The following is a 24016-nucleotide window of genomic DNA, read 5'->3' on the forward strand; positions in this document are numbered from 1 at the left end:
TGATACCCCCCCATCCCAGCCGGGACACCAGGCTAACCCACCACTAACCACCGCACCGCAGGCCGCTGTAAGTTTGTTCGCTGTAGCAACAGCAGGCGGGAGCCGTTCTCTCGATTCAGTAGTGCTACACGGAAGAATCGCGAGAACGGCTCTGATTCAGATTCTGGACGGTCACGGGTTCGTGATTCTCGTATCCTGCCCCTCCGCGGCGCGGGGGTGGGGTCGACTGGTGCCGATCGGCTCGTCAGCTTCGTTCTGGTGCGCGCGGCCGTCGACGACGATCGTCGTCGAGGCGCGCGGCGACCAGGAGGACCCCGTGTTCGCGCTCGCGCTGGGAGTAAATTCGGACGCAAATTTCTTCACTGTCGGTGAAGAACTGAGGTGTATGCAAGAAGTCAGTGAGACGAAGGTGAACGACAGCGGTTCAGTGGCGATCCCGGCGGCGGTGCGGGAGGAGGCGGAGATCGAAGCGGGTGACAAACTGAGGTGGACAGTAGACGAGGGCGGAAATCTGTCGGTGGAGGTGATTAGAGAGCGGTTCGGAGCGTTCGACGACTTCGAGCCATTCGAGACGGAGGAGCCGGTGGACGGGGTCGAGGCGAAGCACACTGCTGGTGTGGAGTGACGAATGCAGCAGGCGTTGGTAGACACGTCGGTTCTGATTGCGGGTACGTTCGAGAAGGACGATAACCACGAGAGGGGGTTAGAGCTACTGCGGGGGTTCGACAGGGGGAAACTACCGAGGGGAGTCGTCCCGACGCCGATGCTGAAGGAATTGTTGGATTTCACGCTGGAACGGAAGTCACCAGAGGACGCGGAGGACGTGCTGGATCGACTTCAGGAGAGCGGTGGATTCGAGATCGTGTACCCTGCGCGAGGTGACTTCGAGCGGGGGAAATTGCTGTTCCGTAAGCACGCCGACTTGGGGCTGGCGGACGGGATGTTGGTAGGGTTGGCAGAGCGAACAGAGACGAGGTACGTGTTCTCTTTCGACGATGATTTTGATGATCCGGGTGGAGTGACCCGTCTAAATTCGGCTGTAAATCCGTACGACAGTAGTGAGTAGTGTCGAGGGGTTCAGGGGTGCGGCGTGATCGAGGCGAGCGGCGACCAGGAGGCGAGCGTCGACGACTGATTCACTGGGGCGGTCTTACCGACGTAGGGTACGACAGCGTGCCACCTGCCGACAGTCGTCGCACCGGTCTCGATGCCCGGAGACCGAGCTTCGACTCCTGTGTCGTCAGCGACCAGGGGTGTCGCCGACTACTCCGGCGCTGTTTCCGGTGCTACGTCCGTCTCGGAGTGCTGGGGGATATCTAAACGAGAGTCCGCTAGCGCCGTCCTGTGCTCCTCTGTTCGTCGCTCGACCCGTCGGAGGCGCGGGATCACGCCGTCACCTTCTACCTCTTCCTCACCCGTCAGGAGTCGGACCGCCTTGTGGGCGTCACGGCGCGTGTCGAGCAGCGCCTTCGCGACCGGGATCGCGATGGTCACCAGCGCACCGAGGAACCCGGCGATCGCGCCGAGTACCCCAGGAGGGACGGGAGCCATCAGACCACACCCGCCGAGATGTCGCTGTCCGACTGCGCGTACAGCAGTAGGACCCCGGCGACCACGGCCGCCACGAGGTACGCGCTCGAGCCGCCCAGCAACTCGTCCCAGGGACCCGCCATGTCGTCCGCCACCGCGGCGGCGTCGGAGTAGGCGTCACCGGCGACGTCCGCGACCGGCTCGGAGACGTTGCCCGCCATGTCCGCGAACCCGCCGCCCTTCTCGTCGTCGAACTGCCGCGCCACCGACTCGTCGATCGACCCCGCGGCGTGGTCCGCCACGCTGTCGATCCCGTCGAAGACACCGCCGCCAGCCTCGTCGTCGAAGCTCCGTCCAACTGCCTCGTCGACGGACCCGGCCGCGTGGTCCGCAACGCCCGCAGCGCCGTCGACGAGACCACCGCCCGGTTCGTCGTCCGTCGCCCGAGCGACCGCTTCGTCGACGGAACCAGCCGCGTGGTCCGCGGCCGCCGCGAGGCCGTCGAAGACGCTCACGACGCCACCGCCACGACGACGGCCAGCAACGCGAGGCCGCCGATCGCCATCGTCTGTGTCCCGATCTCTCCGAGTCCCTCGCCGCCACTGCTCTGGGTCGTGCCGGTGGACGTCGACATCGACGCCGACGAGCCGCCCGATACCCGCCCGAGTCCACGATCAGGTCGTCCGTGCCCGGGACGTGGATCGAGAACCCGTTACCGGGGTCGGTGTACGCGACGCCGGCAGAGACGAGCACCGGCCAGTCCGTCGACAGGCCGTCGTGGTGGTCGGTCTGTCCGGTGACGTAGTGCATCGTCGGCGCACTCGCGGCCGGATCACGCTCGCCGCACCGCCTCCGCACCGCGACCGCACCGCCTCCGCACCGTCTCCGCATCGGAAGTGTTCTGTGGCGTCGTACGACGCGACACCACCTTTCCAGGCACGCTCCCCGACCGGCCCGTCTGTTCGGTCTCTCACTCCGTCGCCGCCGCGACCGTCTCGATCGCTTCGACCCCGATCTGGACGGTGTCCGCGTCGATCTCATTGTCACGTAGCTCGGCGGCCGTGTACCAGTCCCAGACGCTCGCCGGCGCCTCGCCCGCCGCGGGGTCGATCTCCCGGGTCTCGGCGGCCGCGAAGAACACGTGGTCGACGTGCTGGTGTGCCACCGACCCGTCCTCGCGAACGTCGATGTCGTACAACATCGTGTGCCGCGGCGACGGCAGCGTCTCTCCCGCCGGCGCCGGCACCGGCTCCGTGTCGTCGACCAGCGTCGGCTCCAACCCCGTCTCCTCGCGGACCTCCCGGAGGCCACACTCGTGGGGGAGTTCGTCCCGATCCAGGTGGCCACCGGGCGGAATCCTGATCCCCAACTTCGGGTGTTCGTGCAACGCGACTGCCCCGTCACTGACCACGTAGACGGTCGCCGTGTGGTGGCGTGTCGTCTCCACACTCGGGTCTGGGGACTGCCTCGCTTCGAGGTTTCGGTGTGGTCTCGGCTGTATCCACCGTGGGACCCGGCGCCGCCGCTCGTCGGTGTCGTGTCGAGTGGGTGACGGTCGCGGGTTCCGTCGGCACCGCGGGGACCGACCACGGACCGGCACCGAGGTGACGCCCCCAGTGCGTCACCCGACTCGCCCACGGGCGACGGCGGCACGTGGACGGGAGACGGCGGCGCGTGCCGCCTCGGTCAGGGCATCTGGACCTTCTCCTCGGCCTCCAGCAACTCGTGGTAGCGGTTGCGGATCGTGACCTCGGAGATGTTCGCGACCTCGCTCACCTCGCTCTGGGTGACCTTCTCGTTGGTCAACAGCGACGCGGCGTACACCGCCGCGGCCGCCAACCCGACCGGGGACTTCCCGGAGTGGACACCCTGTTCTTTCGCCGTCGAGAGCAACTGCCGTGCGCGCCGCTCGGACTCCTCCGAGAGCTCCAGATCCGACGCGAACCGCGGCACGTAGCTCTCCGGGTCCGCCGGCTGGATCTCGAGGTTGAGCTCCCGGACGATGTACCGGTACGTCCGAGCGATCTCGTCTTTCTCGACGCGGGAGACGTTCGCGATCTCGTCGAGCGAACGTGGCGTCCCCGCCTGCCGTGCCGCCGCGTACAGCGACGACGTGGACACACCCTCGATCGACCGCCCCGGCAGCAGGTCTTCGTCGAGTGCACGCCGGTAGATCACGCTCGCGGTCTCGCGGACGTTCTCCGGCAGGCCCAGCGCGGAGGCCATCCGGTCGATCTCCCCGAGCGCCTGCTTGAGGTTGCGCTCCTTGGAGTCGCGGGTGCGGAACCGCTCGTTCCACGTGCGGAGCCGCTGCATCTTCTCGCGCTGGCGACTGGAGAGCTGTTTCCCGTAGGCGTCTTTGTCCTGCCACCCGATGTTGGTCGACAGCCCCTTGTCGTGCATCATGTTGGTCGTCGGGGCGCCGACGCGGGACTTCTCGTCTTTCTCTTTGGCGTCGAACGCGCGCCACTCCGGCCCACGGTCGATCTCGTCCTCCTCGACGACGAGCCCACAGTCGCGACAGAGGGTCTCGCCCCGCTCGGAGTCGTTCACCAGGTTCCCACCACACTCGGGACACTGTACCGACTCGTCGGCGCTCTCCGTCTCCTCCGTCTCCGTCTCGGTCTCGCGGGTCCTGGCTCGTTCGCTAGTGTAGTTGCGGACGTTCTCACTCATAATTGGCTGTGTGGTGCCGTAGGGAGAGTGCCGACTCTCTCCCCCTTCACCGTAGAACTGTACAGGTGCGACAGACACATAAACCTGACCCAAATTTCCCCGAAGACTTCTATCGATAACTGCCGTACTGCGTCGGGCCGTATCTGGTGAACATTTGAGCGTTTCGGGACTACTTGAACCCTCGGTCGCTTCCCGTCGCCCTCTGGTGGTTCTCGGCTGGTCACGACGACGTTCGCTCGCGAGTGGGCTGGCGGTTCGATTCTCACTCGTGAGAACGTCGGAGAACACGAGACGGGTCGCCTCGGAGAGTGTCGACTCACCTCGACGAGTGGGTGACTGGCCTCGGGACGAGGTGGCGACCGACCCCGACGAGGCGGCGGCCGACCCAGTGTTTCCGTGGCGAGCGGGCTGTCGGGGGTATCGAAACCCTTACTCTCGGTCCGAGTGACCCACGTAGTATGAGCGAGACGCCGGACGACGCCGACGCGGCCGGAGACGACCCCGCCGCGGACGGCGGTAGTGAGGCTGCCGACGCGGCGTCGGCACCGTCGACGGTCGCACCGGACGACGTGCGACACGTCGCCGAGTTGGCGCGTGTCGCCCTCAACGACGAGGAGGTCGCGACGTTCACCGACCAGTTCGGGGACATCCTCGAGTACTTCGACGCGCTCGACGAAGTGCCCGAGCAGGACGCCGAGCCGGAGCTGGTCAACGTCATGCGGGCCGACGAGGTCCGCGAGAGCCTCTCGCAGGAGGCGGCACTGTCGAACGCACCGGAGTCCGAGGACGGGTACTTCGTGGGGCCACGCGTCTCATGAGCGACACGGTCGACGCCTTCGTGACGGAGACGGAGCTCGCCGGCGCCGACGACGGGCCGCTGTCGGATCTCACGGTCGCGGTGAAGGACAACATCTCGACGGAGGGTGTCCGGACGACCTGTGGTTCGGCGACGCTGGCGGACTACGAGCCGCCGTTCGACGCGACGGTCGTCGAACGCCTCCGAGAGGCGGGCGCGACCATCGTCGGCAAGACGAACATGGACGAGTTCGGGATGGGTGGGACGACGGAGACCTCCGCGTTCGGGCCGACGGCGAACCCGGTCGACCCCGACCACGTTCCGGGTGGCTCCTCCGGTGGCTCGGCGGCCGCGGTCGCCGCCGGCGAGGCGGACGTGGCGCTCGGCTCCGACACCGGCGGCAGTGTCCGGAACCCGGCGGCGTTCTGTGGCGTCGTCGGCCTCAAGCCCACCTACGGGCTCGTCTCCCGGTACGGACTCGTCGCCTACGCCAACTCGCTGGAGCAGATCGGTCCGCTCGGCGCGACCGTCGCGGACACCGCACGCCTCCTCGACGTCGTCGCCGGGCCGGACGAGCGCGACGCGACGACGCGGTACGGAGCCGCGGACGCCGGCCCCGAGACACACCCGGCGACGGAGACGACGTACGCGGACGCCGTCGTCGACGACGCCGACGCCGCGACGGCGGCCGCGGAGGGACTCACCGTCGGCGTCCCGACGGAACTCGTCGAGGGAGCCGCCGAGCCGGTCCGCGAGCGGTTCGCGGCGACGCTCGAGACGCTGCGCGAGCAGGGCGCCGAGACGGTGGACGTGTCGCTGCCGTCCGTCGAACACGCCGTGCAGGCGTACTACGTGATCGCCATGTCGGAGGCGTCCTCGAACCTCGCGCGCTTCGACGGTGTCCGCTACGGCGAGGCGGGCGAGGCAGACGGGAACTGGAACGAGCAGTTCGCCGGCGCTCGCGAGGCCGGGTTCGGCCCCGAGGTGAAGCGGCGCGTCCTGCTGGGGACGTTCGCGCTGTCGGCCGGCTACCACGACGAGTACTACGAGAAGGCCCAGGACGCCCGAGCGTGGGTGAAGCGGGACTTCGACGAGGCGCTCGCCGAGGCGGACGTGTTGGCGACGCCGACGATGCCGGTCCTCCCGCCGGAGCGCGGCGAGAGTCTCGACGACCCGCTGCAGTTGTACCTGATGGACGCCAACACCGTCCCGGTGAACCTCGCGAACCTCCCGGCCATCTCCGTCCCCGCCGGCCGCGCCGAGGGGCTCCCGGTCGGGTTCCAGCTGATCGGCCCGGCGTTCGGCGAGGAGCGACTCCTCCGCGTCGGGAGTGCCGTCGAACGCCTCCGCGAGGCGTAGTCGGCGGATCGAGTGGGTCCGACCTACGGAGCCACGTCTGCTTCGAGGTACGCCGCGGCACGTTCGGCCACCTCGCTCGTGAACGACGCCGTCAACGCTCCCTGTGGCTCCGCGACCGCGTCGTGTTTGACCGTCGCGATCACCCAGGGCGAACAGTAGGAGGTCACGTCCGGAACACGTCCGAGCACCCAGTCACCGTCGTCGACACGGACGTTGTCGGGGAGGTCACTCGTCGTCAGCGCCAGACAGACGTACTCCTCCCCGGCGTACGGTACCCCGTCGGCCGTCACGACCAGCCAGGGTCGTGGTCCGCCACCGTTGCCGTACGGGTTCGGCGCCCAGAACACGTCACCCGACGCGAATCGCTCACTCGTCACGGTGCTCCCGTGGGTCGACTGCGTGGCGTCGCCAGCGCTCGAACGCCGGCGACTCGTCGTCGCCCGCCGCAGCGGTCTCGCTCGCGTGCCCGGTGGCGGCCGCGAGACTCCGGTCGTGGTCGCTCGCTCGCCAGTAGACGCCGCGGTGGTCGACGCGGCCTCGCTCGCGGAGGCGGACGAGCGTCGGCCCGACCGAGCCCGTCGTCACGTCCGTCGCCGCCGCGATCTCGCTCTGTGTGAACGCCTCGTCCGAGTGCTCGCGGAGGAACGCGAGGATGGTCGCCGCGTTCGTCCCCGGCGTCGGCTCCTCGTCGTCGTCCGACAACGAGTCGAACCGATCACTACTGATGGGCACACCGAACACGACGTATCGACTCGTATTGATTGTATCGACGAGTCGGGGGCGTGTCGCGTACCGAGTGCTGAGCGAGTCTCGATCGGGTGAGGTCGAGTACCGGGAAGAACGTCGTCGCGAGTCGAGTCGCCGACCACCCGGCGACAGAGGTGAGAAGCGTCGGCTCGCGCCGCCGGTCAGTCGTCGCCGGTCGGGTCGACGATCTCGACCTCGCCGTCGACGACGGCGACGTTGATCAGCGTCTTCACGTCGAAGTCCGTGTCGTCGAGTTCGTTCTCGCCGGCCTTCTTGATCACCGCGACCACGTCCTGGACCTCCGCGCCGATGTCGTCCAGCGCCGTGAGGATCCCCTTCATCGTCCCGCCGGTCGAGAGCACGTCGTCCAACACGAGCACGCGGTCGCCGGCCTCCACGTCGTTGATGTACATCTCCCCCTCGGAGTAGCCGGTCACCTGCGTCAGCGACACCTCGCCGTCGAGACCGTACTGCCGCTTGCGGATCACGACCAGCGGGATGTCGGTCATCAGCGACACCGCCGTGGAGATGTGGATCCCCATCGCCGCCGGCGTGACGATCTTGTCGACGTCCTCGATCTGCGCCTTGCGGATGATCTTGATGACGATCTCCCGCAGCAGTTCGGGTTCGAGCATCGGCACCCCGTCGCTGATCGGGTGGACGAAGTAGTTGTAGCCGTCCTTCTCGATGATCGGGGCGTCGAGGAGCGACTGCTGTAACCGATCCATGTCGTGGGGTCGCCGGGCGTCGGCAAAAGCGTGGTGGATCGGATCGCGCCCCGTTCGGGCGTCTCGACGCCGCAGACGACGGTTCCCGCCGCCGGTTCGGCGTCGCGACCCCGACGGCGACTGGTCGTCTACCGGTCCGGCATCACGACCTCGGGGACGACGGCTCGGTCACTGGTTCGGCGTCGCGACCCCGGCGGCGACTGGTCGCGCCGCCGCTCAGATCCAGCCCTCGTCGGCCAACAGCTCCCCGTTGAGCAGCGAGGCACCCGCCGCGCCGCGGATCGTGTTGTGTGCGAGACAGTTGTACTTCACCCCGGCGTCCGTCGCCGTCACGCCGCCGGCGACGACGGCCATCCCGTCCCCGCGGTCGCGGTCCATCCGCGGCTGGGGGCGTTCGGGTGCGTCCTCGCCGAACACGTGGATCAACTGGTCGGGCGAGGACGGCAGCGGCGCGCTCTCGACGGCACGCATCGCCTCGCGGACCTCGGCGGCCGTCGGGTCTGCCTCGAGTTCCGCGAAGACGTTCTCCAGGTGGCCGTCGACGGTCGGGATGCGGTTACAGGAGGCGGTCACGTCGGCGTCGAGCCGCGAGACGCTCGCGCCGTCGAACTCGCCGAGCAGCTTCCGACTCTCCGTCTCCATCTTCGCCTCCTCGCCGCCGATGTGCGGGATGGCGTTGTCGATGATCTCCATCGAGGTGACGCCGGAGTAGCCCGCGCCGGAGACGGCCTGCAGCGTCGACACCTGGACGGACTCGATCCCGAACTCCGTCAGCGCCGCCAGCGTCGGCACCATCGTGATCGTCGAACAGTTCGGGTTCTTGACGAGTGCGCCGTCCCAGCCGCGCTCGTCGCGCTGGCGCTCGATCAGCCCGAGGTGGTCCGGGTTCACCTCCGGGATGGTCAGCGGCACGTCCTCGGCGAGGCGTTCGTTCGAGGAGTTCGAGGAGACGACGTACCCCGCCTCGCACAGCGCCGGCTCGACCTCGGCGGCCACGTCGGAGGGGAGCGACGAGAACAGGAGGTCCAGATCGTCCGGCAGCGCCTCGGGGTCCGTCTCGCGGACGGTCAACTCGGCCACCTCCTCGGGGATCGCCGTGCCGAGGCGCCACTTGGCGGCCGCCTCGTACCGCTGGCCCGCGCTCGCTGGACTGGCGGTCACCGTCTCGATCTCGAAGCGTGGCGTCCGTTCGATCAACTGGACGAACCGCTGTCCGACCGCACCGGTCGCGCCGAGCACGCCGACTCGTAGTGACATTGCACGAGAGGTGGTCACACGCGCCTAAACCCCTTCGGGTTCCGGGAACGACGGCGGCACTCGCCGGTTCCGGTGACGGACGACGGAGTGGACCGGACTGGACTGGTACTCACTCCTCGCCGACGAACCGGACGCGTCCCTCCACGGGCGGGACCGGGTTGTCGCGGAGGTAGTCGGCGAGCACCTCGTGTTGGACGCCGTGCTCGCCCGCGCGGTGGCGCTCGCCGATCGCCGGGAACTCGTGGTCGGAGTGGAGGACGTACTCCGGGGTCGCGACCGTGTACAGGCGGTCGTCGACGACCGGCTCGCCGCCGACGCGCAACTCGCGGACGGTCTCCGTCTCGCGGTCGAACAGCAGTTCGAGCCCGGAGACGTGACCGTGCCACCACTCCGGGTCGCCGAAGTCGACGACGGACGCCGACATCTGTCGGGCCACATCGCGCAGTTCCGCGCCGGTGAGTTCACAGACGACGACCGGCTCCTCGAACGGGAGCACGCCGATACAGTCTGCTAGCGTCACGTCGCCGGTCAGCGGCTCGCCGAGTCGGAGCCCGCCGGCGTTCTGGAGCCCCACGTCCACGTCCGCCGCCGCGCGGTAGGCGTCCGCGACGAGGTTCCCGATCCGCGACTCACCGCCGTGGGCCGTCGTCTCCGTCCGCTCGATCCGGTCGTCGACGTGCGCGACCGTCCGGTCGAGACCGGCCTCGCTCACGCGGTCGGCCAACGCCGTCGCCACCGACGCGGCGGGCTCGACGGACTCCGCGGCGACGACCTCGTCGACGTGGAGCAGGTCGCCGGTCGCGCCGTCAGCCGTCAACTCCACGGCGACCACGCAGGTGCCGTTGACGCCGGGGCGCGTCACGAGCGTCCCGTCGACGTGGTCGACGCGACGACTGTGGACGTGACCGCCCAACACCGCGTCCACGCCGTCGAGTCGGGCGAGGTCGTCGTCACCCTGTCCGAGGTGCGAGAGGGCGACGACGTGGTCGACACCGGCTGCTCGGAGGTCCGCGACCGCCTCGCGAGCGGCCGGGAGCGGGTCGTCGAAGGACAGCTCTGCTGCCTCGGGGTTCAGCGAGTCCGTCGCGGGATCGGTGACGCCGAAGAAGCCGACGCGCTCGTCGCCGACGGTGCGGACCACCCACGGTTCGACGCCGTCGTGGACCGCGAACGGCTCCCCACGTTCGTCGCGGACGTTCACCGTCACCCACGTCGGGGGAGCGTCCGCGACCAACTCGCGGGTCGCCTCGACGCCGAAGTCGAAGTCGTGGTTGCCGAACGTCTCCAGCGCCGTCCCGGCCGCCTCGAAGAACGGGATCGCCTGTCGACCCCCCGTGACGAGCGGGAGCACACCCGGCGCGGTGTCGTCGCCGGTGCCGACGACGAGCGCGTCGTCACCTGCGCGAGCCGCCAGCAATCCGGCGAGTCGCGCCGCGCGGTCGTGGTCGTCGTAGACGTTCTCGACGTCCGAGTGGTGGAGGAGCGTGACCATGTGGTGGGTGTCACCGCCTTCGTGTGGGCACGCCTGAGCCCGTCGGTTCGTCGTCGGGAGCGGTGGCACGGCGTCGCCCGGATCGTGCCGCAGTCGCCGACGAGGTCGTCGCCCGGAGCCCCTCGTGGTCGCCGAGGAGGGCGGGTTCTCACCCGAGGAACGTCACGGCACGCCGACCGACCCACCCCAGCCCGACCGCCAGCAGGTAGTAGTACGCGAGGACGACGAGCAGTCCGAGCGCGTCCGGGACGACCCCGTAACCGACCGTCCGCGCGAGTAGATCGACCGGCGCGTTGACGAGCGACAACAGCGGATCGAGACCGGGGAGCGGTCGCCCGAGGACGAACTGGAGGTAGTGAGCGACGACCAGTCCCAGTAGCACTCCGAAGGCGGCCACCACCGACGGACGGGGACGACAGAGTCCGACGACTGTCGCGAGGAGGTCGGAGTCGGTCACCGCCGGAGACACGGTTTCGAGTGGGTCGGGACGGCTCGTAAGCCTTCTGTCGAGACCGGTGTGCAATCGTCTCTACTCGTGGGCGTCGTCCCAGCCGTCGGGTTTCTTCAGGTTGCCGCAGGTGTTACACTCGATGCGCCCCATCGTGTCGACGGCGTTGGCGGTGCCGTCGCAGTTGCCACAGACGTACCCCCAGCGGCGTTGGCCGCCGTCGTCCTCGTAGGCGTGGAAGAACGGCGCCTTCGACCCGCGCTCCCCGGCGGCGCGGTCGACGAACAGCTCTCCCGCCTCCGTGCCGAGCAGTTCCAGGTTCACACTCGCAGTACGCACCGCGAGGACAAAAAGCCGCACCGTTCCGAGGAGACGGGGTCAGTTCCGACGAGAACACGACGGTGCCACGAGTCTCGACGAACGACGGCTGCGATCAGGTCCGGAAGCTCTCGCCGCAGCCGCACTCGCTGACGACGTTCGGGTTCTCGACGTGGAACCCGGCCGCCTGGAGTCCGTCCTCGTAGTCGAGCGTCGAGCCGCCGACGTACTCCAGCGACGCCGGGTCCACGAACACTCGCAGCCCGTGGTGTTCCGTCACGCGGTCGTCGTCCTCCGGCGCCGTGTCGAAGCGCATCCCGTAGGAGAGGCCCGCACAGCCACCCTGCTGGACGTACAGCCGCAGCCCACCCTCGTCGACGTCCATCCCCTCCGACTCCATCAACGACAGCGCCTGCTCGGCCGCCGCCGGTGTCACCACGACCGGCTCGTCGACGCCGGTGCCGCCGTCGCTCGCGTCCGTGCTCATACCCGCCCTTCGACCGTCGCCCGCTTAGTCCTGACGCCGCGCCGTAACCGGTTCCGGTTGCGTCCACGGCGACGAGCAGACGCGAGTGGTGTCGAGCACGGCGGGGCACGGTGTGGGTCACCGCACGCGGTGACGATCACAGTCTGACGACGACCCGGTCGTCGATCACGATGCCGGCGCCGGGGCGGATGCGGAAGCGGATGCGGTCGTCGACGGGTGCCGTCGTGCCGGCGAAGCGGCGCACGTCGATCCAGCGCTCGGCCGTCCGCTCGGTCGGCTGGCGGGCGAGTTCGAGCACACAGTCGGCGAGGCGCCGGAACGGGTCGACGACCGGCTCCGGCAGCCCCGTCGGGTCGAGTGTGACCACGACCGTCCGGCCGTTGTCCGTGATCGACGAGAGGAACGACACGACGCGACGGGCGGCCCGTCGTCGGTCGGTGGCCGATCGGAGGCGGTCGAACCCGGCGTCGTACCGCAACACGTCGTCGAAGGAGTCCAGCAACACCACGTCGGCGGCCCACATCCGCTCGCTCGCCGCCAGTCGCGCGAGCAACTCCCGAGCCGGCGTCCCCTCCGTCCCGGCCACGTCGCCGTGGAGGTACAAGAGCTGCGAGGCGGCGAGGTGGCGACCGACCTCGTACCCCAGCGCCCGCATCTGCGAGAGGAACCGCCGGACGGGGCGGTCCGTCGACAGCAGGGTGACGGGGTGTGACTCCGAGCAGAGCCCGTGTGCGAACCGCCCGGCGAACGCGCTCTTGCCCGCACCCGTCTCTCCGGTCAGGAGGACGAGACTCCCGCGCGGGAGCCCGCCGCCGAACGCACGGTTCACCTGGTCGTGTCGGTGGAGCCCCAGCGAGTACGGGCCGCCCCCGCGCCACTGCCGCACGCGCGATCGCCGTGTCACGCCCCACACTGCGTGTGACGGCGACAAAAACGCTCCCCCCGCCGTCCGCGACCGGCACCCCGAGTGTCGACAGCCCGGTGGTCACTCTTCGTCCGAGCGGTCGTGAACGCTCGCGGCGGTCACTCTTCGTCCGAGCGGTCGTGAACGCTCGCGGCGGTCACTCTTCGTCCGAGCGGTCGTGAACGCTCGCGGCGGTCACTCCTCGTCCGAGCGGTCGTGAACGCTCGCGGCGGTCACTCTTCGTCGAGGCGTTCGCGGACGCTCGCGGCGTGTGCCTCCAGCCCCTCGGCGTCGGCGAGCGTCGTGATCGTTTCCGAGAGGTCGTCAAGTGCGTCCCGCGAGAGTCGCTGGACGGTCGACGACCGCAGGAACGTGTCGACGGAGAGCCCGCCGAACGTCTTCGCGCCGCCGTTCGTCGGGAGGACGTGGTTCGTCCCGGCGGCGTAGTCGCCCGCCGCGACGGGGCTGTACGGCCCGAGGAAGGCGCTGCCGACGTTGTCGATCCGGTCCAGGATCGCCTCCGGGTCAGCGGTCTGGATCGAGAGGTGTTCGGCGGCGTACTCCTCCGCGAACAGCACCGCCTCCGGCATCGAGCGGGCGTACAGGACGCCGCTGGCGTCGTTGCCGAGCGCCTCCCGGATCGTCTCCGTCCGCTCGCGGTCGGCGACGCGGTCCGCGACCGCCTCTGCGATCGCCGTCGCGACCGCCTCGTCGTCCGTCACGGCGACGACGGAGGCGTTCGGGTCGTGTTCCGCCTGCGCCAGCAGGTCGCTGGCGACGTGGCCAGGGTCGGCGGTGTCGTCGGCGACGATCAACACCTCGGAGGGACCGGCGAGGAAGTCGATCTCGACGGTGCCGCGGACCTCCGCCTTCGCGGCCGTCACCCAGCGGTTCCCGGGCCCGACGATCTTCCGGACGGCGTCGACGGTCTCCGTGCCGTACGCCAGCGCGCCGACCGCCTGGGCACCGCCGACGGAGTAGACGGCGTCGGCACCCGCCTCGTGGATCGCCGCCAGCGTGACGGGGTCGAGCTCGTCGGCCGGTGGCGTGACGACGGCGACGTGTTCGACACCGGCCACCTTCGCCGGGATCACGCCCATCAGCGCCGAGGAGGGGTAGGCGGCGGCGCCACCGGGGACGTAGACGCCGACGCGGTCGAGCGGCCGGAACCGGCGCCCGAGTTCGCGGCCGTCGGCGAACGTCTCTGTCCAGTCGTCGGGTACCTGTCGTTCGTGGAACGCCCGGACGTTCGCGGCCGCCTCGCGAATGGCGGTCAGCGTCTCCTCGGGCACCTCCTCGACGGCTCGTTCCGCCTCGTCGGTCACGTCGAGGTTGGCGACGGTCACGTCGTCGAACTCCTCGGAGAACTCGCGGAGTGCCACGTCACCCTCCTCGCGGACGCGGTCGAGGATCTCGCGGACGTCGCCCCGGACGGCGTCGACGCCCGCGTCGCGACCGAAGAAGGCCCGTCGCTCGTCCGGCCCCAACTCCGCCACGGCGCGTGGCTGCAGTGTGTCGCTCATACCTCTCGGTGGGGTCGTGAGGCGAATAGTCGTTCCGACTCTCGCGGTGCGGTGGCGACGGACGGCCGTCGCGTCGGGACACTCTTTGTGACCGGGACCCGACGCGGGGACGTGACAGACGAGGCCGAGACGACGGGGGACGAAGAGTCGGCGGAGGGGGAACCGACGGCCGACGAGGCGACGGACGGGGAACCGACGGCCGACGAGGCGACGGACGACGGGTACGAGTACGACGCCGACGGGATCCGCGCCGGGTTGGACGCGGACTTCGCCGTCGAGTACCACGAGACGCTGGGGTCGAGCAACGACCGGGCGAAGACACTCGCGGCCGAGGGGGCGCCGGAGACGGTCGTCGTCGCGGACGAACAGACCGCACCGCGGGGGCGCGAGGGCCGCGAGTGGTCCTCGCCGGCCGGCGGCGTGTGGGTGTCGCTGTTGGTGTGGCCCGACGCCGAGCCGGCGGCGACGCCGCTGTACACGCTGGCGACGGCGGTGGCGATCACGGAGGCCTGCCGCGAGGCCGGCGTCCGCGCCCGGATCAAGTGGCCCAACGACGTGCTCGTCGGCACGGACGGCGACCGCGGCGGCGCGAAGCTGTGTGGCGTCCTGACGGAGTCCGGGCAGACGGACGGGTCGGGGACGGACGAGAGCAGTCGAGACGACGACACGGCCCAGTCCGGCGACCGCTGGCTGGTGATCGGGATCGGGCTCAACGCCAACGTGGACCCGGCTGCGCTCCCCGCGGAGGCGGACGCGACGAGTCTCCGGGCCGAGCGTGGGGCGGACGTGGACCGGCGGCGACTCCTCCAGACGGTGCTCGACCGCTTCGACGAACTGCGCGGGGACCCCGACGCGGTCCTCCCCGCGTGGCGCGAGTACGCGGACACGCTCGACCGGCGCGTCCGGGTCGAGACGCCCGGCGGGACGGTCGTCGGCGAGGCGGTCGACGTACGGTTCCCCGGCTCGCTCGTCGTCCGGACCGACGACGGCGATGAGGTGGTCGTCACGGCCGGGGACTGTGAACACCTCCGTCCGATCGGGAACTGAGTGGTCGATCCGAGAGCGACGACCGAGGGTCGGTCGCCGACGCTTCCGGCTGGCGACGCGAGTCAGTGGGCGACGCGAGTCAGTGGGCGACACGAGTCAGTCGTCGACGCGGGTCAGTCGTCGACGCGGACGGTCAACACCGGCACGTCGGCCGACCGGAGCACCTTCTCGGCGGTCGACCCCAACAGCAGGCGGTCGATCCCGCCGCGGCCGTGCGTCGCGGTGACGATCAGGTCGCAGTCGTTCGTCTCCGCGTAGCGGACGATCCGCTCGCTGGGCGAGCCGTCGCGGATCGCCGTCTCACAGGGCACGTCGTAGTCGTCCGCGATGGACGCGACCGCCGCGACGGCGTCCTCGGCGTCCGCCCGGAGCATGTCGTCGACACCCTCCAGCGCGGCCTCCGTCGGCAACCCCGCGTACGCCCCGGCGTTGACGACGTACACCGTGTGCAGCGTCGCGCCGTGTTCGACCGCGAGGTCCACCGCGTGCTGGACGGCCCGCTCGACGCCCTCGGAGCCGTCCGTCGGGACGAGAATCCGGTCGTACAACCCCATGTGAACGTATGTCGTACTCCGTCGCCGTGTGGCAAAAGGGTTGCTCCGGTCAGATGACACCTACACTGACGGAGACGACGGCACCGCGCCCGTACCGTTCGGTCACCGTGTCTCGCTCCGTTCGGAGTCCGTCGACGCGACCTCGTCGACGAGTTCGTCGACCTCGTCGGCGGTGGCGATCGGGTCGTCACCGTCCGTGTCGGGGGGAGTCGCCGACGCGTCGGCGGCAGCCATCTCGGCGTTGTGGAGATCACCGAGCACACCTCTGATCTCGTCGACACGTTCCTGGACGACGAAGTAGTAGCCGTCGTGGCGGTCGAGCAACCCCTTCCGGTACAGCCTGTCGAGTGTCTTCCCGACGCTGTTCGGGGCGACCTCCGTCTCGTCTGCGAGCGCCCGCGGTCGATACGCCGTATCGGCGTTCGTCGCGAGGTGCCGCAGCGCGGTCTCCTCGTTGGTCCCGGGCGACACTGGGAACGCCTCGTCGGCCCGACGCTGGAGTTCCTCGACCGGAATCGTCGACGACGACATCTCGTGTCACCCTCTGTCACCGCTCGTCATCAACGCTTCGGTGGGTTCCTCTAGTGAGGTGACCGGCCGAGAAGAGAGCCACTCCCGAACCGCGAAGGGCGGTGGAACACGGACGAGAGTCGACGACGGTCCCCACCCTTGAAGCGTCACTGCACGTCGGCCCTCGGATCGTCACCACTCTTCGGGCGACGGGTCGTCGACGCCGGCCGCCAGCGCGCGGACGTAGCGGCCGACGTGGTCGTCCATCCGGCGTTTGAACCCGGCGCGTCGGGCGAGCCGGTCGAGTTCGCGCGAGACGTAGGTGCCGTACTGGACCGCCTTCTTGTCGGCCGTCCGAACCGCGGGCGGGACGAAGCCGTCGGCCGCCCGGCGGAGCGCCACCTTCCGCTCGTCCGGGGTGGCGATGGCCTCACCAGGGAGCCGGAGCGCGGCGGCGACGACGTCGTCGTGTAACAGTGGCGCGACCGGTTCGACGCCGGCGGCCCGCAGCGTACACACGTCTCGTGGGAGTTGCTCGGCCAGCGACTCCACCACCTCCCGGCGTGCCCCGCGGACGGTCGTCGCGTCGACGCGGTCGTCGGACGCCGGCTCGACGAGTTTCGCGTAGCCGCCGAACAGCTCGTCCGCTCCCTGCCCGACGGCCAGACGGTCGTAGCCGTCGGCGGCGGCACGTTCCGCGACGAGGAACAACGGGACGGCGATGCTCACGTCCATCGGGTTCGTGCGCCCCGTCGCCGCCGTCACCGCCCGCACGGCACGGCGGAGGTCCTCGTGGTCGATCTCGACGATCCGGAGGTCGCCCTCGCGACCGACGGCCGCCGCCGCCTCGCGTGCCGCGGCCACGTCGTGACACCCCTCGAAGCCCGCGACGTACAGCGGTGCCTCGGGGAGCCCGGCCGCGACGACCGCCGAGTCGACCCCGCCGGAGAACGCCACCGCCGTCTCCACGCCGTCGGCGGCTACCGTCTCCGGCTCGGAGGCTACCGTCACCGGTTCGGAGCCTGCCGTCTTCGGACCGGGTGCAGTCGACGCCGCGACGGCGCGGGTCCGCGACAGCACCGCGGTCTCGACGCGGTCGAGCGCCTCCTCGACCGGAAGTGGTTCCGGATCTGGCAACGACCAGACGTGTTCCGCCTCGTCGACCGGGTCGCCGAGCCGGAGTGCGTGGCCTGCCGGGAGCAGTTCCGGGTCCGCGAGCGTCGTCGGCTCGAACGCCCACCGACGCGGTCGCTCCCGGTCGACGTACAGCGGTCGCCGTCCGAGACAGTCGCGAACCAGGAGGTCGACACTCGCGGCCGTGTCCTCGCCACGCGCCCCGTCTGCCGTGTCGAACGGCGCGGGCGGATCGCGGACGCCACACACCAGCCCGGCGAAGCCGGTCGTCCCCGGCAACGGGTCGCCGTCGGCGAGTGCCGTCCGGACGACCGCCTCGTCGGCCCCGTCGAGTGTCGTTCGGACGACAGCCTCGTCGGTGCCGTCGAGTGTCGTGTCGCCAGAAGCGTCGGTGTCGTCGGTCACAACAGTTGGGCGAGCCGTCGTCGGACGCGTCGTTTCGCGCCGCCGGCGGCCTGACGGAAGGAGACGAGCCACGGGGTGCGCCGGCCGACGACGCTGGTCCGGCCCTCGCGGATCGCCCGCAACACCGCCTCGGCGGTGCGCTCGTCCGTCCCGATCTGCGTGACCGCCTGCCCGACCATCTCCGAGACGTGTGCGTCGCTCCCGGCGACGGTCGGGAGGCCACGACCGACGGCGAACGACTCCGCACGCCGGTTGCCCCGCCCGGTCAGCAGGCGCGAGTTGAACACCTCGATCGCGTCGGCCCGCGCCAGTTGCTCCTCGGAGACGTGTGGGGCGACGCCGTGACGCGACTTCTGGAAGGGGTGTGGGACGACGGCGATACCACCCGCGTCGTGGATACGGTCGATCGTCTCGTCGAAGGACAGGCCCGCCGGGATCGACTCGTCGATGCCGAGTCCGAGGACGTGGCCCGCCGCACTCGTCACCTCCATCCCGACGATACCGACGAGGCCGTAGTCTGCCGCCAGCGTCGCCGCCTCGCGGCTGGCCGCGATCTCGTCGTGGTCCGTCACCGCGAGCACGTCCAACCCGACGCCGGCCGCCTGCTCGACCAGCAGTTCCACTGGGTCGCGGCCGTCGTGGGACAGCTCGGAGTGGCAGTGCAACTCGGCGGCTAACACGCCTCCGTCTTCGCGAGCGGGAGAGAAAAGCGGTCCGGTCGGCGTGTCGGTGCGACTCTCGCATCCTCGCCCCGCGGTGTGGTCTTCCCGGGAGCGCCGCCGACACCGCCTGTCGCGGTCGTCTCCGCCGAGCGCGGTATCAAACCGTTTATACTGACGCCGGGGGAATCGAGGGGTAGGAATGCCGCGAGAACAGAAGGAGGTCCGCGAACTCCAGGAGGGGAGCTACGTGATGATGGACGACGCGCCGTGCGAGATCGACGCCTACAGTACGGCGAAGCCGGGGAAACACGGCAGCGCCAAGGCACGGATCGAGGGGACGGGCGTGTTCGACGACCAGAAGCGCTCGCTGTCCCAGCCGGTCGACGCGAAGATCTGGGTCCCGATCATCCAGCGCAAGCAGGGCCAGGTCGTCTCCGTCGACGCCGACGAGGTGCAGGTGATGGACCTCGACTCCTACGACACGTTCACGATGCTCGCGCCAGACGACCAGTCGTTCGAGGCCGACGAGAACATCGAGTTCCTCGAGTACGAGGGCCAGCGCAAGGTCGTCGGGTGATGCCGTTCCCCGGTGCGACCGCCGCCCGCGCGACCGACCGCCACTCGTCCGAGGACACCGACGCCGACGGGGCGACGGACCACGAGGCGGGAGCCGACGGCTCTGGACCGAACTACGTCCTCGTCGGTGCCCCGTTGGACGCGACGACGACGTTCCAGCCCGGCACCCGGTTCGGGCCCGACCGCGTCAGACGGTTCGCGCGGACGTTCGACGACTACGACCACCACACGGGTCGCTCCTTCTCCGCGTGTGGCGTCCACGACGCCGGCGACGTGGCGCCGTGGGACGACACCTCCGCGTACCTCGACCACCTCGCCGCAGAGCTCCGTGCGGCGGTGCTCGACGACGCCGTGCCGCTGACGGTCGGCGGCGAACACCTCGTCTCCTGGTCCGGCGTGCGCGCCACGGAGCCGGACACCTTCGTCGTCCTCGACGCGCACCTCGACCTCCGCGCGGCGTACGACGGGAACCCGCTGAATCACGCCTGTGTCACCCGTCGCATCCTCGACGGGCTCGGTGGAGCAGACGACGACGCAGACGACGGCGGTGAGACCCACGACGACGCCGCAGACGGCGGTGGCGACGGCGAGTCGTACCCGACGGTCGACGAGGTGGTGATCCTCGGAGCACGCACCGGGTCGCCCGAGGAGTGGGAGCGAGCCGAGGCGACGGACGTGACGGTCGTCCCACCCGCGGAGGTGAGCGAGTGGGAGCCGTCGTTCTCCGGATCGGCGTACCTCTCCGTCGACGTGGACGGCGCGGACCCGGCGTACGCGCCCGGGACGGGGACGATGGAGCCGTTCGGCCTCGCCCCTCGCGAGATGCACCGTGTCGTCCGTGCCGTCGCACCCGAGTGTGTCGGGTTCGACGTGGTGGAGGTGAACGACCGCGACGACGGCCAAGCCGCCGCGTTGGCCGGGAAGCTACTCCGCGCGTTCGTCTACGAACACGCCGACGCACACCGCGGCGCGTCTGGCGGGAACTGACTCATCGAGTCCGCCGCCCGACGAGATCACTCGACCAGCGCCGCACGGACGCGGCGGGCCGTCGCCTCGTCTTCGAGACTGAGCACGAACTCGCCGTCGTACTCGCCGGTCGCGATCGCGTCCGCGAGCGACGGTGCGATCCCGAACTGCTGGACGGTCTCGCCGTCGACCGCGACGACCACCTCGAACGCGTCCGGGTCGTCGGCGACGCCGGCCTCGCGGAACCGCTCGGAGACGCGATCCGCGGCCGCCGCCGTGAGCGTGAGTGGGACGACGTACCCGCCGGTCTGACGGGCCCGTACCGCTCCGACCTCGGCACTGTCTCCCTCGTCGAACAGTGTCCTCTCGGTGTCGGGCCCGCGGAGCGTCAGCGTGAGCGAGCCCGCCGCCGGTGCAGCGTCGGTAGACGCCGTGGTGCCGTCACTCCCTATGGTGTCGCCGCCGGTACCCGTGGTGTCACCGTCGCTCGGCGTCGTGTCACCGGTCGTCTCGCCGCTCGATCCGCCGACTCCGAGCCCGCCACAGCCCGCGACGGCCACACTCGTGGCCGCCGCGACACCGACGAGCGCGTCGCGTCTGGAGGGCACGCCCGGCGTGTCGGCGAGGGCTGGCAAGAACGTTCCGTGTCGTCTCGCGTCGTCGACACCGAGTGTGGTGGTCGTGTCACCGAGACAGGTGTGCCGTACGGGGAGGTGCTCTCCGATCGACTACCCCGTCGCGTGGGCCGCCACCGCACCGATCGCGCCGAACACGAGCGGGTAGACGACGCCCGCGAGCAGGACCCCCGTCACGGGGTCGACGGAGACGTTCTCCGTCGGGAAGACGAGCACACCGACCGCGCTCGCCGCGCCGTACCCCACCGCGACCGCCGCCCCCGCCAGCGCCGCCGACTCGGTCGACCCGCCCTCGACACCCCCGGCGCGTCCGACCGCGAGTCCCGCGACGAGCAGGAGCACCGGCGGCAGCACGTACAGGAGTGCGGTGAACCCGTCCTCGCCGCCGACGAAGTTCGCCGTCCCACCGACGAGCGGGATCTCGACCACCGCGTTCACGAAGTGTGCGTTGAAGACGATCCACCCGACGGCCTTCCACGTCGGGATGTCGGTGAACTGGCCGATGATCGAGTTCTGGATCTCCGAGGCCGCGAGCAGGTAGGTGAACAGGTACGTCGCCAGCCACGCTCCCAGTCCGGCGCCGGCCGCCGGCGCGAGCGGAAGCCCCGCGAGCCGTCCCCCAGTCTCTGACTCTGTCGCCATACCCTCGGGTGACGCACGACGGGTAAGTGCGTTGTGGGGGCGAAAAGATTGTATCAGTCGGTTGAGTCGTCAGTAGGAGATTGTTCTGTGTCATCAGGCACACTAGGGACCACAGGCTCGTCGAGAAATTTGCTTTTTTCGTATGTCGATTCTCTGCTATTTTTCTGTATAATATATACTAATAATATAGCTAAATTAGTTAAAAATATACTAACCATAATATTGAAAATTGGAGAGAGGAAGTCGACAATCGGCAGCAGTCGTGGCCGCATAAACGTTGGAATTAGCACAGTTTCTGCTATTTCATCGGGAAAAAGGAAAATAAATACTTATAAATAATGTTAGAAGAGTCATCTTTTTTAAATCAGACACATTTTCTTCCACGGCGGTAAAGGTAGTAGCTGCGATAAGCTTAGAACTAAATGTTTTGAAAGTCTGTACTGTGACTAAGAATTGCTTGACACCTAGACGGACAATCACTGCACCCAATACGGCACCGATACTCAGGAAAACAACCATCCGGAATGAAATATCGATGACCGACGCCGAAATTCCGAGGAGTATCAGTGGTGTCGACACTGCGGTCAGGAACTCCGTGATCCCGATGTAGTCCGTAATCTCCACCTCAATATCGTTCGTCTCTGCTGATCGGGTGACCGATTCGTCGGATTTGTCTCTCATTTCAAAAGAGTTTGATATCATTGCCTGGCGTGTTCGAAGTTGTATCATCAGCAGCGTCATCCCAGCAGATCCGACGGCAACGGCCGATAGACACAGTCCGAATGCAGTCACGGGTGAAGTGAGTATCTCAGACAGTGAGACAATCTCGTTCTCAAACAGCACCGCAGATGCGGGGACGAAGGCTGCGTACACGAGGAGGTTGGTGCGGACGATAGCGAGTGCTCGCTCCCTCAGCGAGAGGTAGAAGTCGTAGTCTCGAGAGTGCCGTTCACGATTCATTTACAGTTGCAATTGCCACTCGTAGAGGTAATTATCTGTCGGAGCGGTACACCTCGTGCCACTGCGGTGCCGAGACGAGACGGACCGAAACCCACATCGCCGGGCGTCACCCACGCCGTCGCATGCGCGACCACTTCGAGGTCCGTGCGTGGGACGCACGCGCCAGACTCGGCGACCTGAGCGTCCCGCGGGCGGGCGTCACCGTCCGGACGCCGGCGCTGATGCCGGTGGTCAACCCCAACCTGGAGACGATCGCTCCGGGGCGGCTCGACGACGAGTTCGGGGTACAGGTGCTCATCACCAACTCCTACATCGTCCGGACGACCGACGGGCTCCGCGAGCGCGCCGAGCAGCAGGGACTCCACGAGTTGCTCGAGTTCGACGGCGCCATCGTCACCGACTCCGGCTCGTTCCAACTCGCGGAGTACGGCGACATCGACGTGACCACCGAGGAGATCGTCCGCTTCCAACGCGAGATCGGCTCCGACGTTGGGACGCCGGTGGACGTACCCACACCGCCGGACGCGAGCTACGAGGCGGCGGCGGCCGACTTGGAGACCACCGAGCGGGCGCTCGCGGACGCCGCCGCGGTCGACACCGGGGAGATGCTCGTCAACGCGCCGGTCCAGGGGAGTACACACACGGACCTGCGCCGGCAGTCCGCCGAGACCGCCGCCGCGACGGACCACGACGTGTTCCCCATCGGTGCCGCGGTGCCACTGCTGAACGACTACCGCTACGACGACCTGATCGAGGTGATCGTCGCCGCCAAGCGCGGCCTCGACGCCGACTGTCCGGTCCACCTGTTCGGCGCCGGCCACCCGTCGATGTTGGCGCTGGCGACCGCCGCCGGCTGTGACCTGTTCGACTCCGCCGCCTACGCCCTGTACGCCCGCGACGACCGCTACCTCACCGTCGCCGACACGCGCGAGTTGGACTCGATCGAGGAGTTCCCGTGCTCGTGTGCGGTGTGTACGAGCCACTCCGTCGACGAGGTGTGCGGAGCGGACGACGACACCCGCGAGCGGCTGTTGGCGGAACACAACCTCCACGTCACGCTCGCGGAGATGCGGCGGATCCGCGACGCGATCCGCAACGGGCGGCTGTTGGAGCTGGTCGAGCGGCGGGCACGCGGCCACCCGGGGCTGCTCGACGGCTACCGGACGCTGTTGGACCACGCCGACTGGTTGGAGGGGACGGAACCCGCCTCGGCGGGAACCTTCTTCCACGTCTCACACGAGTCGGCGCGTCGGCCGGCGGTGCGGCGCCACCACGAGCGGCTCGGGCGCCTCGACGCGCCGGAGACGCTGCTCGTGACGGCGTACGGCGACCCGAAGGACCACTCGTACGACGGCGTCTGGCGGCTCCAACCGCCGTTCGGCCCACTCCCACGAGCGCTGTCGTCGACGTACCCGCTGACGGCGACGGTGCCGGATCGGACGGACGCCGCCGCCGAGCGGGCCGCGGCCGACGGCGTCGCCGCGCTCGCCGCGGCGAACCCCGAGACGGAGCTCACCGTCGCACACGAGGACTGGGCCGCGTCCGCGCTGGACGCGCTCCCGGCGGACGTGACGACGGAGAACCTCCACGACCTGGGCAGCGAGTAGCGGACGGGGGGTCGTCGGGGATGCCGGCGGGTCGGAAGAGAGATCGGCAGGTC

The 24016-nt window shown here is 69.1% G+C and carries 30 protein-coding genes; 8 read left to right on the forward strand and 22 right to left on the reverse strand.

The features are described 5' to 3' along the window. The first annotated feature begins 385 nt into the window (after window positions 1-385). Together RYH80_RS05645 and RYH80_RS05650 are read left to right on the forward strand one after the other, a co-directional pair. Complete coding sequence (locus RYH80_RS05645; RefSeq protein WP_370904662.1) at window positions 386-625, forward strand: AbrB/MazE/SpoVT family DNA-binding domain-containing protein; 240 nt, start codon at window positions 386-388, stop codon at window positions 623-625. Between the two features lie 3 nt (window positions 626-628). Next, window positions 629-1066, forward strand: coding sequence for a type II toxin-antitoxin system VapC family toxin (locus RYH80_RS05650; RefSeq protein WP_370902878.1), 438 nt, complete (start codon window positions 629-631; stop codon window positions 1064-1066). 197 nt (window positions 1067-1263) lie between these two features. Here RYH80_RS05650 and RYH80_RS05655 read toward each other — a convergent pair whose 3' ends face one another. From RYH80_RS05655 to RYH80_RS05675, 5 genes are all read right to left on the reverse strand, one after another. Then, complete coding sequence (locus RYH80_RS05655; protein ID WP_370902879.1) at window positions 1264-1551, reverse strand: hypothetical protein; 288 nt, start codon at window positions 1549-1551, stop codon at window positions 1264-1266. Then, on the reverse strand, window positions 1551-2045 hold the full coding sequence (locus RYH80_RS05660; protein ID WP_370902880.1) for a hypothetical protein: 495 nt from the start codon (window positions 2043-2045) through the stop codon (window positions 1551-1553). The genes RYH80_RS05655 and RYH80_RS05660 overlap by 1 nt, the downstream gene beginning before the upstream one ends. Beyond that, window positions 2042-2164: a hypothetical protein gene (locus RYH80_RS05665; protein ID WP_370902881.1), complete on the reverse strand. Its 123-nt coding sequence runs from the start codon at window positions 2162-2164 to the stop codon at window positions 2042-2044. Before RYH80_RS05665 ends, RYH80_RS05660 begins: the two co-directional genes overlap by 4 nt. 336 nt (window positions 2165-2500) lie before the next feature. Beyond that, on the reverse strand, window positions 2501-2977 hold the full coding sequence (locus RYH80_RS05670; RefSeq protein ID WP_370902882.1) for an NUDIX domain-containing protein: 477 nt from the start codon (window positions 2975-2977) through the stop codon (window positions 2501-2503). 239 nt (window positions 2978-3216) lie between these two features. After that, window positions 3217-4206: a transcription initiation factor IIB gene (locus RYH80_RS05675; RefSeq protein ID WP_370902883.1), complete on the reverse strand. Its 990-nt coding sequence runs from the start codon at window positions 4204-4206 to the stop codon at window positions 3217-3219. Between the two features lie 458 nt (window positions 4207-4664). Here RYH80_RS05675 and gatC point away from each other — a divergent pair, with 458 nt between their 5' ends. Further along, window positions 4665-5024 (forward strand): Asp-tRNA(Asn)/Glu-tRNA(Gln) amidotransferase subunit GatC, encoded by a 360-nt coding sequence (gatC, locus tag RYH80_RS05680; RefSeq protein WP_370902884.1) that lies wholly within the window; start codon window positions 4665-4667, stop codon window positions 5022-5024. Continuing rightward, complete coding sequence (gatA, locus tag RYH80_RS05685) at window positions 5021-6361, forward strand: Asp-tRNA(Asn)/Glu-tRNA(Gln) amidotransferase subunit GatA (RefSeq protein WP_370902885.1); 1341 nt, start codon at window positions 5021-5023, stop codon at window positions 6359-6361. The genes gatC and gatA overlap by 4 nt, the downstream gene beginning before the upstream one ends. A gap of 23 nt (window positions 6362-6384) precedes the next feature. On the opposite strand, the gene RYH80_RS05690 is transcribed toward gatA, so the two are convergent. The 10 genes from RYH80_RS05690 to hisD form a co-directional block, all read right to left on the reverse strand. After that, entirely contained in the window at window positions 6385-6738 is a 354-nt protein-coding gene (locus RYH80_RS05690) for a hypothetical protein (protein WP_370902886.1), read from the reverse strand. Continuing rightward, window positions 6728-7093 carry a MarR family transcriptional regulator gene (locus RYH80_RS05695; protein ID WP_370902887.1) on the reverse strand — a complete coding sequence of 122 codons (366 nt, stop codon included), beginning with the start codon at window positions 7091-7093 and terminating at the stop codon, window positions 6728-6730. The genes RYH80_RS05690 and RYH80_RS05695 overlap by 11 nt, the downstream gene beginning before the upstream one ends. Window positions 7094-7269: 176 nt before the next feature. Beyond that, window positions 7270-7836 carry a hypoxanthine/guanine phosphoribosyltransferase gene (gene hpt / locus RYH80_RS05700; RefSeq protein WP_370902888.1) on the reverse strand — a complete coding sequence of 189 codons (567 nt, stop codon included), beginning with the start codon at window positions 7834-7836 and terminating at the stop codon, window positions 7270-7272. 216 nt (window positions 7837-8052) lie between these two features. Further along, complete coding sequence (gene asd / locus RYH80_RS05705; RefSeq protein WP_370902889.1) at window positions 8053-9093, reverse strand: aspartate-semialdehyde dehydrogenase; 1041 nt, start codon at window positions 9091-9093, stop codon at window positions 8053-8055. A gap of 109 nt (window positions 9094-9202) precedes the next feature. Continuing rightward, window positions 9203-10654: a bifunctional metallophosphatase/5'-nucleotidase gene (locus RYH80_RS05710; RefSeq protein ID WP_370902890.1), complete on the reverse strand. Its 1452-nt coding sequence runs from the start codon at window positions 10652-10654 to the stop codon at window positions 9203-9205. A gap of 79 nt (window positions 10655-10733) precedes the next feature. After that, window positions 10734-11054 carry a hypothetical protein gene (locus RYH80_RS05715; RefSeq protein ID WP_370902891.1) on the reverse strand — a complete coding sequence of 107 codons (321 nt, stop codon included), beginning with the start codon at window positions 11052-11054 and terminating at the stop codon, window positions 10734-10736. A gap of 60 nt (window positions 11055-11114) precedes the next feature. Then, a complete protein-coding gene (locus tag RYH80_RS05720) occupies window positions 11115-11357 on the reverse strand; it encodes a DUF5816 domain-containing protein (protein ID WP_370902892.1) in 243 nt (80 codons plus the stop codon). A gap of 109 nt (window positions 11358-11466) precedes the next feature. Beyond that, on the reverse strand, window positions 11467-11838 hold the full coding sequence (locus RYH80_RS05725; RefSeq protein WP_370902893.1) for a HesB/IscA family protein: 372 nt from the start codon (window positions 11836-11838) through the stop codon (window positions 11467-11469). Window positions 11839-11974: 136 nt separating this feature from the next. Next, entirely contained in the window at window positions 11975-12742 is a 768-nt protein-coding gene (arlH, locus tag RYH80_RS05730; protein ID WP_370902894.1) for an archaellum protein ArlH, read from the reverse strand. A 233-nt stretch (window positions 12743-12975) separates the two neighbouring features. Next, window positions 12976-14265, reverse strand: coding sequence for a histidinol dehydrogenase (gene hisD, locus RYH80_RS05735; protein ID WP_370902895.1), 1290 nt, complete (start codon window positions 14263-14265; stop codon window positions 12976-12978). Between the two features lie 111 nt (window positions 14266-14376). On the opposite strand from hisD, the gene RYH80_RS05740 reads away from it, so the two are divergent. Further along, a complete protein-coding gene (locus tag RYH80_RS05740; RefSeq protein ID WP_370902896.1) occupies window positions 14377-15312 on the forward strand; it encodes a biotin--[acetyl-CoA-carboxylase] ligase in 936 nt (311 codons plus the stop codon). A 113-nt stretch (window positions 15313-15425) separates the two neighbouring features. On the opposite strand, the gene RYH80_RS05745 is transcribed toward RYH80_RS05740, so the two are convergent. The 4 genes from RYH80_RS05745 to RYH80_RS05760 form a co-directional block, all read right to left on the reverse strand. Continuing rightward, window positions 15426-15866 (reverse strand): universal stress protein, encoded by a 441-nt coding sequence (locus RYH80_RS05745; protein ID WP_370902897.1) that lies wholly within the window; start codon window positions 15864-15866, stop codon window positions 15426-15428. Window positions 15867-15968: 102 nt separating this feature from the next. After that, window positions 15969-16397, reverse strand: coding sequence for a hypothetical protein (locus tag RYH80_RS05750; protein WP_370902898.1), 429 nt, complete (start codon window positions 16395-16397; stop codon window positions 15969-15971). A gap of 171 nt (window positions 16398-16568) precedes the next feature. Continuing rightward, window positions 16569-17789, reverse strand: a complete 1221-nt coding sequence (locus RYH80_RS05755; protein WP_370904663.1) for an asparagine synthase C-terminal domain-containing protein — start codon at window positions 17787-17789, stop codon at window positions 16569-16571. A gap of 122 nt (window positions 17790-17911) precedes the next feature. Beyond that, a complete protein-coding gene (locus RYH80_RS05760; protein WP_370902899.1) occupies window positions 17912-18595 on the reverse strand; it encodes a PHP domain-containing protein in 684 nt (227 codons plus the stop codon). Between the two features lie 181 nt (window positions 18596-18776). On the opposite strand from RYH80_RS05760, the gene RYH80_RS05765 reads away from it, so the two are divergent. Both RYH80_RS05765 and RYH80_RS05770 read left to right on the forward strand, forming a co-directional pair. Beyond that, window positions 18777-19154, forward strand: coding sequence for a translation initiation factor IF-5A (locus tag RYH80_RS05765; protein WP_370902900.1), 378 nt, complete (start codon window positions 18777-18779; stop codon window positions 19152-19154). Further along, a complete protein-coding gene (locus RYH80_RS05770; RefSeq protein WP_370902901.1) occupies window positions 19154-20140 on the forward strand; it encodes an arginase family protein in 987 nt (328 codons plus the stop codon). Before RYH80_RS05765 ends, RYH80_RS05770 begins: the two co-directional genes overlap by 1 nt. Window positions 20141-20166: 26 nt before the next feature. Here RYH80_RS05770 and RYH80_RS05775 read toward each other — a convergent pair whose 3' ends face one another. The 3 genes from RYH80_RS05775 to RYH80_RS05785 form a co-directional block, all read right to left on the reverse strand. Continuing rightward, window positions 20167-20727, reverse strand: coding sequence for a preprotein translocase subunit SecD family protein (locus tag RYH80_RS05775; protein WP_370902902.1), 561 nt, complete (start codon window positions 20725-20727; stop codon window positions 20167-20169). A gap of 120 nt (window positions 20728-20847) precedes the next feature. Beyond that, complete coding sequence (locus RYH80_RS05780) at window positions 20848-21396, reverse strand: DUF7978 family protein (RefSeq protein ID WP_370902903.1); 549 nt, start codon at window positions 21394-21396, stop codon at window positions 20848-20850. A 303-nt stretch (window positions 21397-21699) separates the two neighbouring features. Further along, window positions 21700-22356 (reverse strand): hypothetical protein, encoded by a 657-nt coding sequence (locus RYH80_RS05785; RefSeq protein WP_370902904.1) that lies wholly within the window; start codon window positions 22354-22356, stop codon window positions 21700-21702. Window positions 22357-22478: 122 nt separating this feature from the next. Here RYH80_RS05785 and tgtA point away from each other — a divergent pair, with 122 nt between their 5' ends. Next, window positions 22479-23963 (forward strand): tRNA guanosine(15) transglycosylase TgtA, encoded by a 1485-nt coding sequence (gene tgtA, locus RYH80_RS05790; RefSeq protein ID WP_370902905.1) that lies wholly within the window; start codon window positions 22479-22481, stop codon window positions 23961-23963. Window positions 23964-24016 lie beyond the last annotated feature (53 nt).

Source organism: Halobaculum sp. MBLA0147 (assembly GCF_041361345.1).
In the GTDB taxonomy this organism is placed as follows: Archaea; Halobacteriota; Halobacteria; order Halobacteriales; family Haloferacaceae; genus JAHENP01.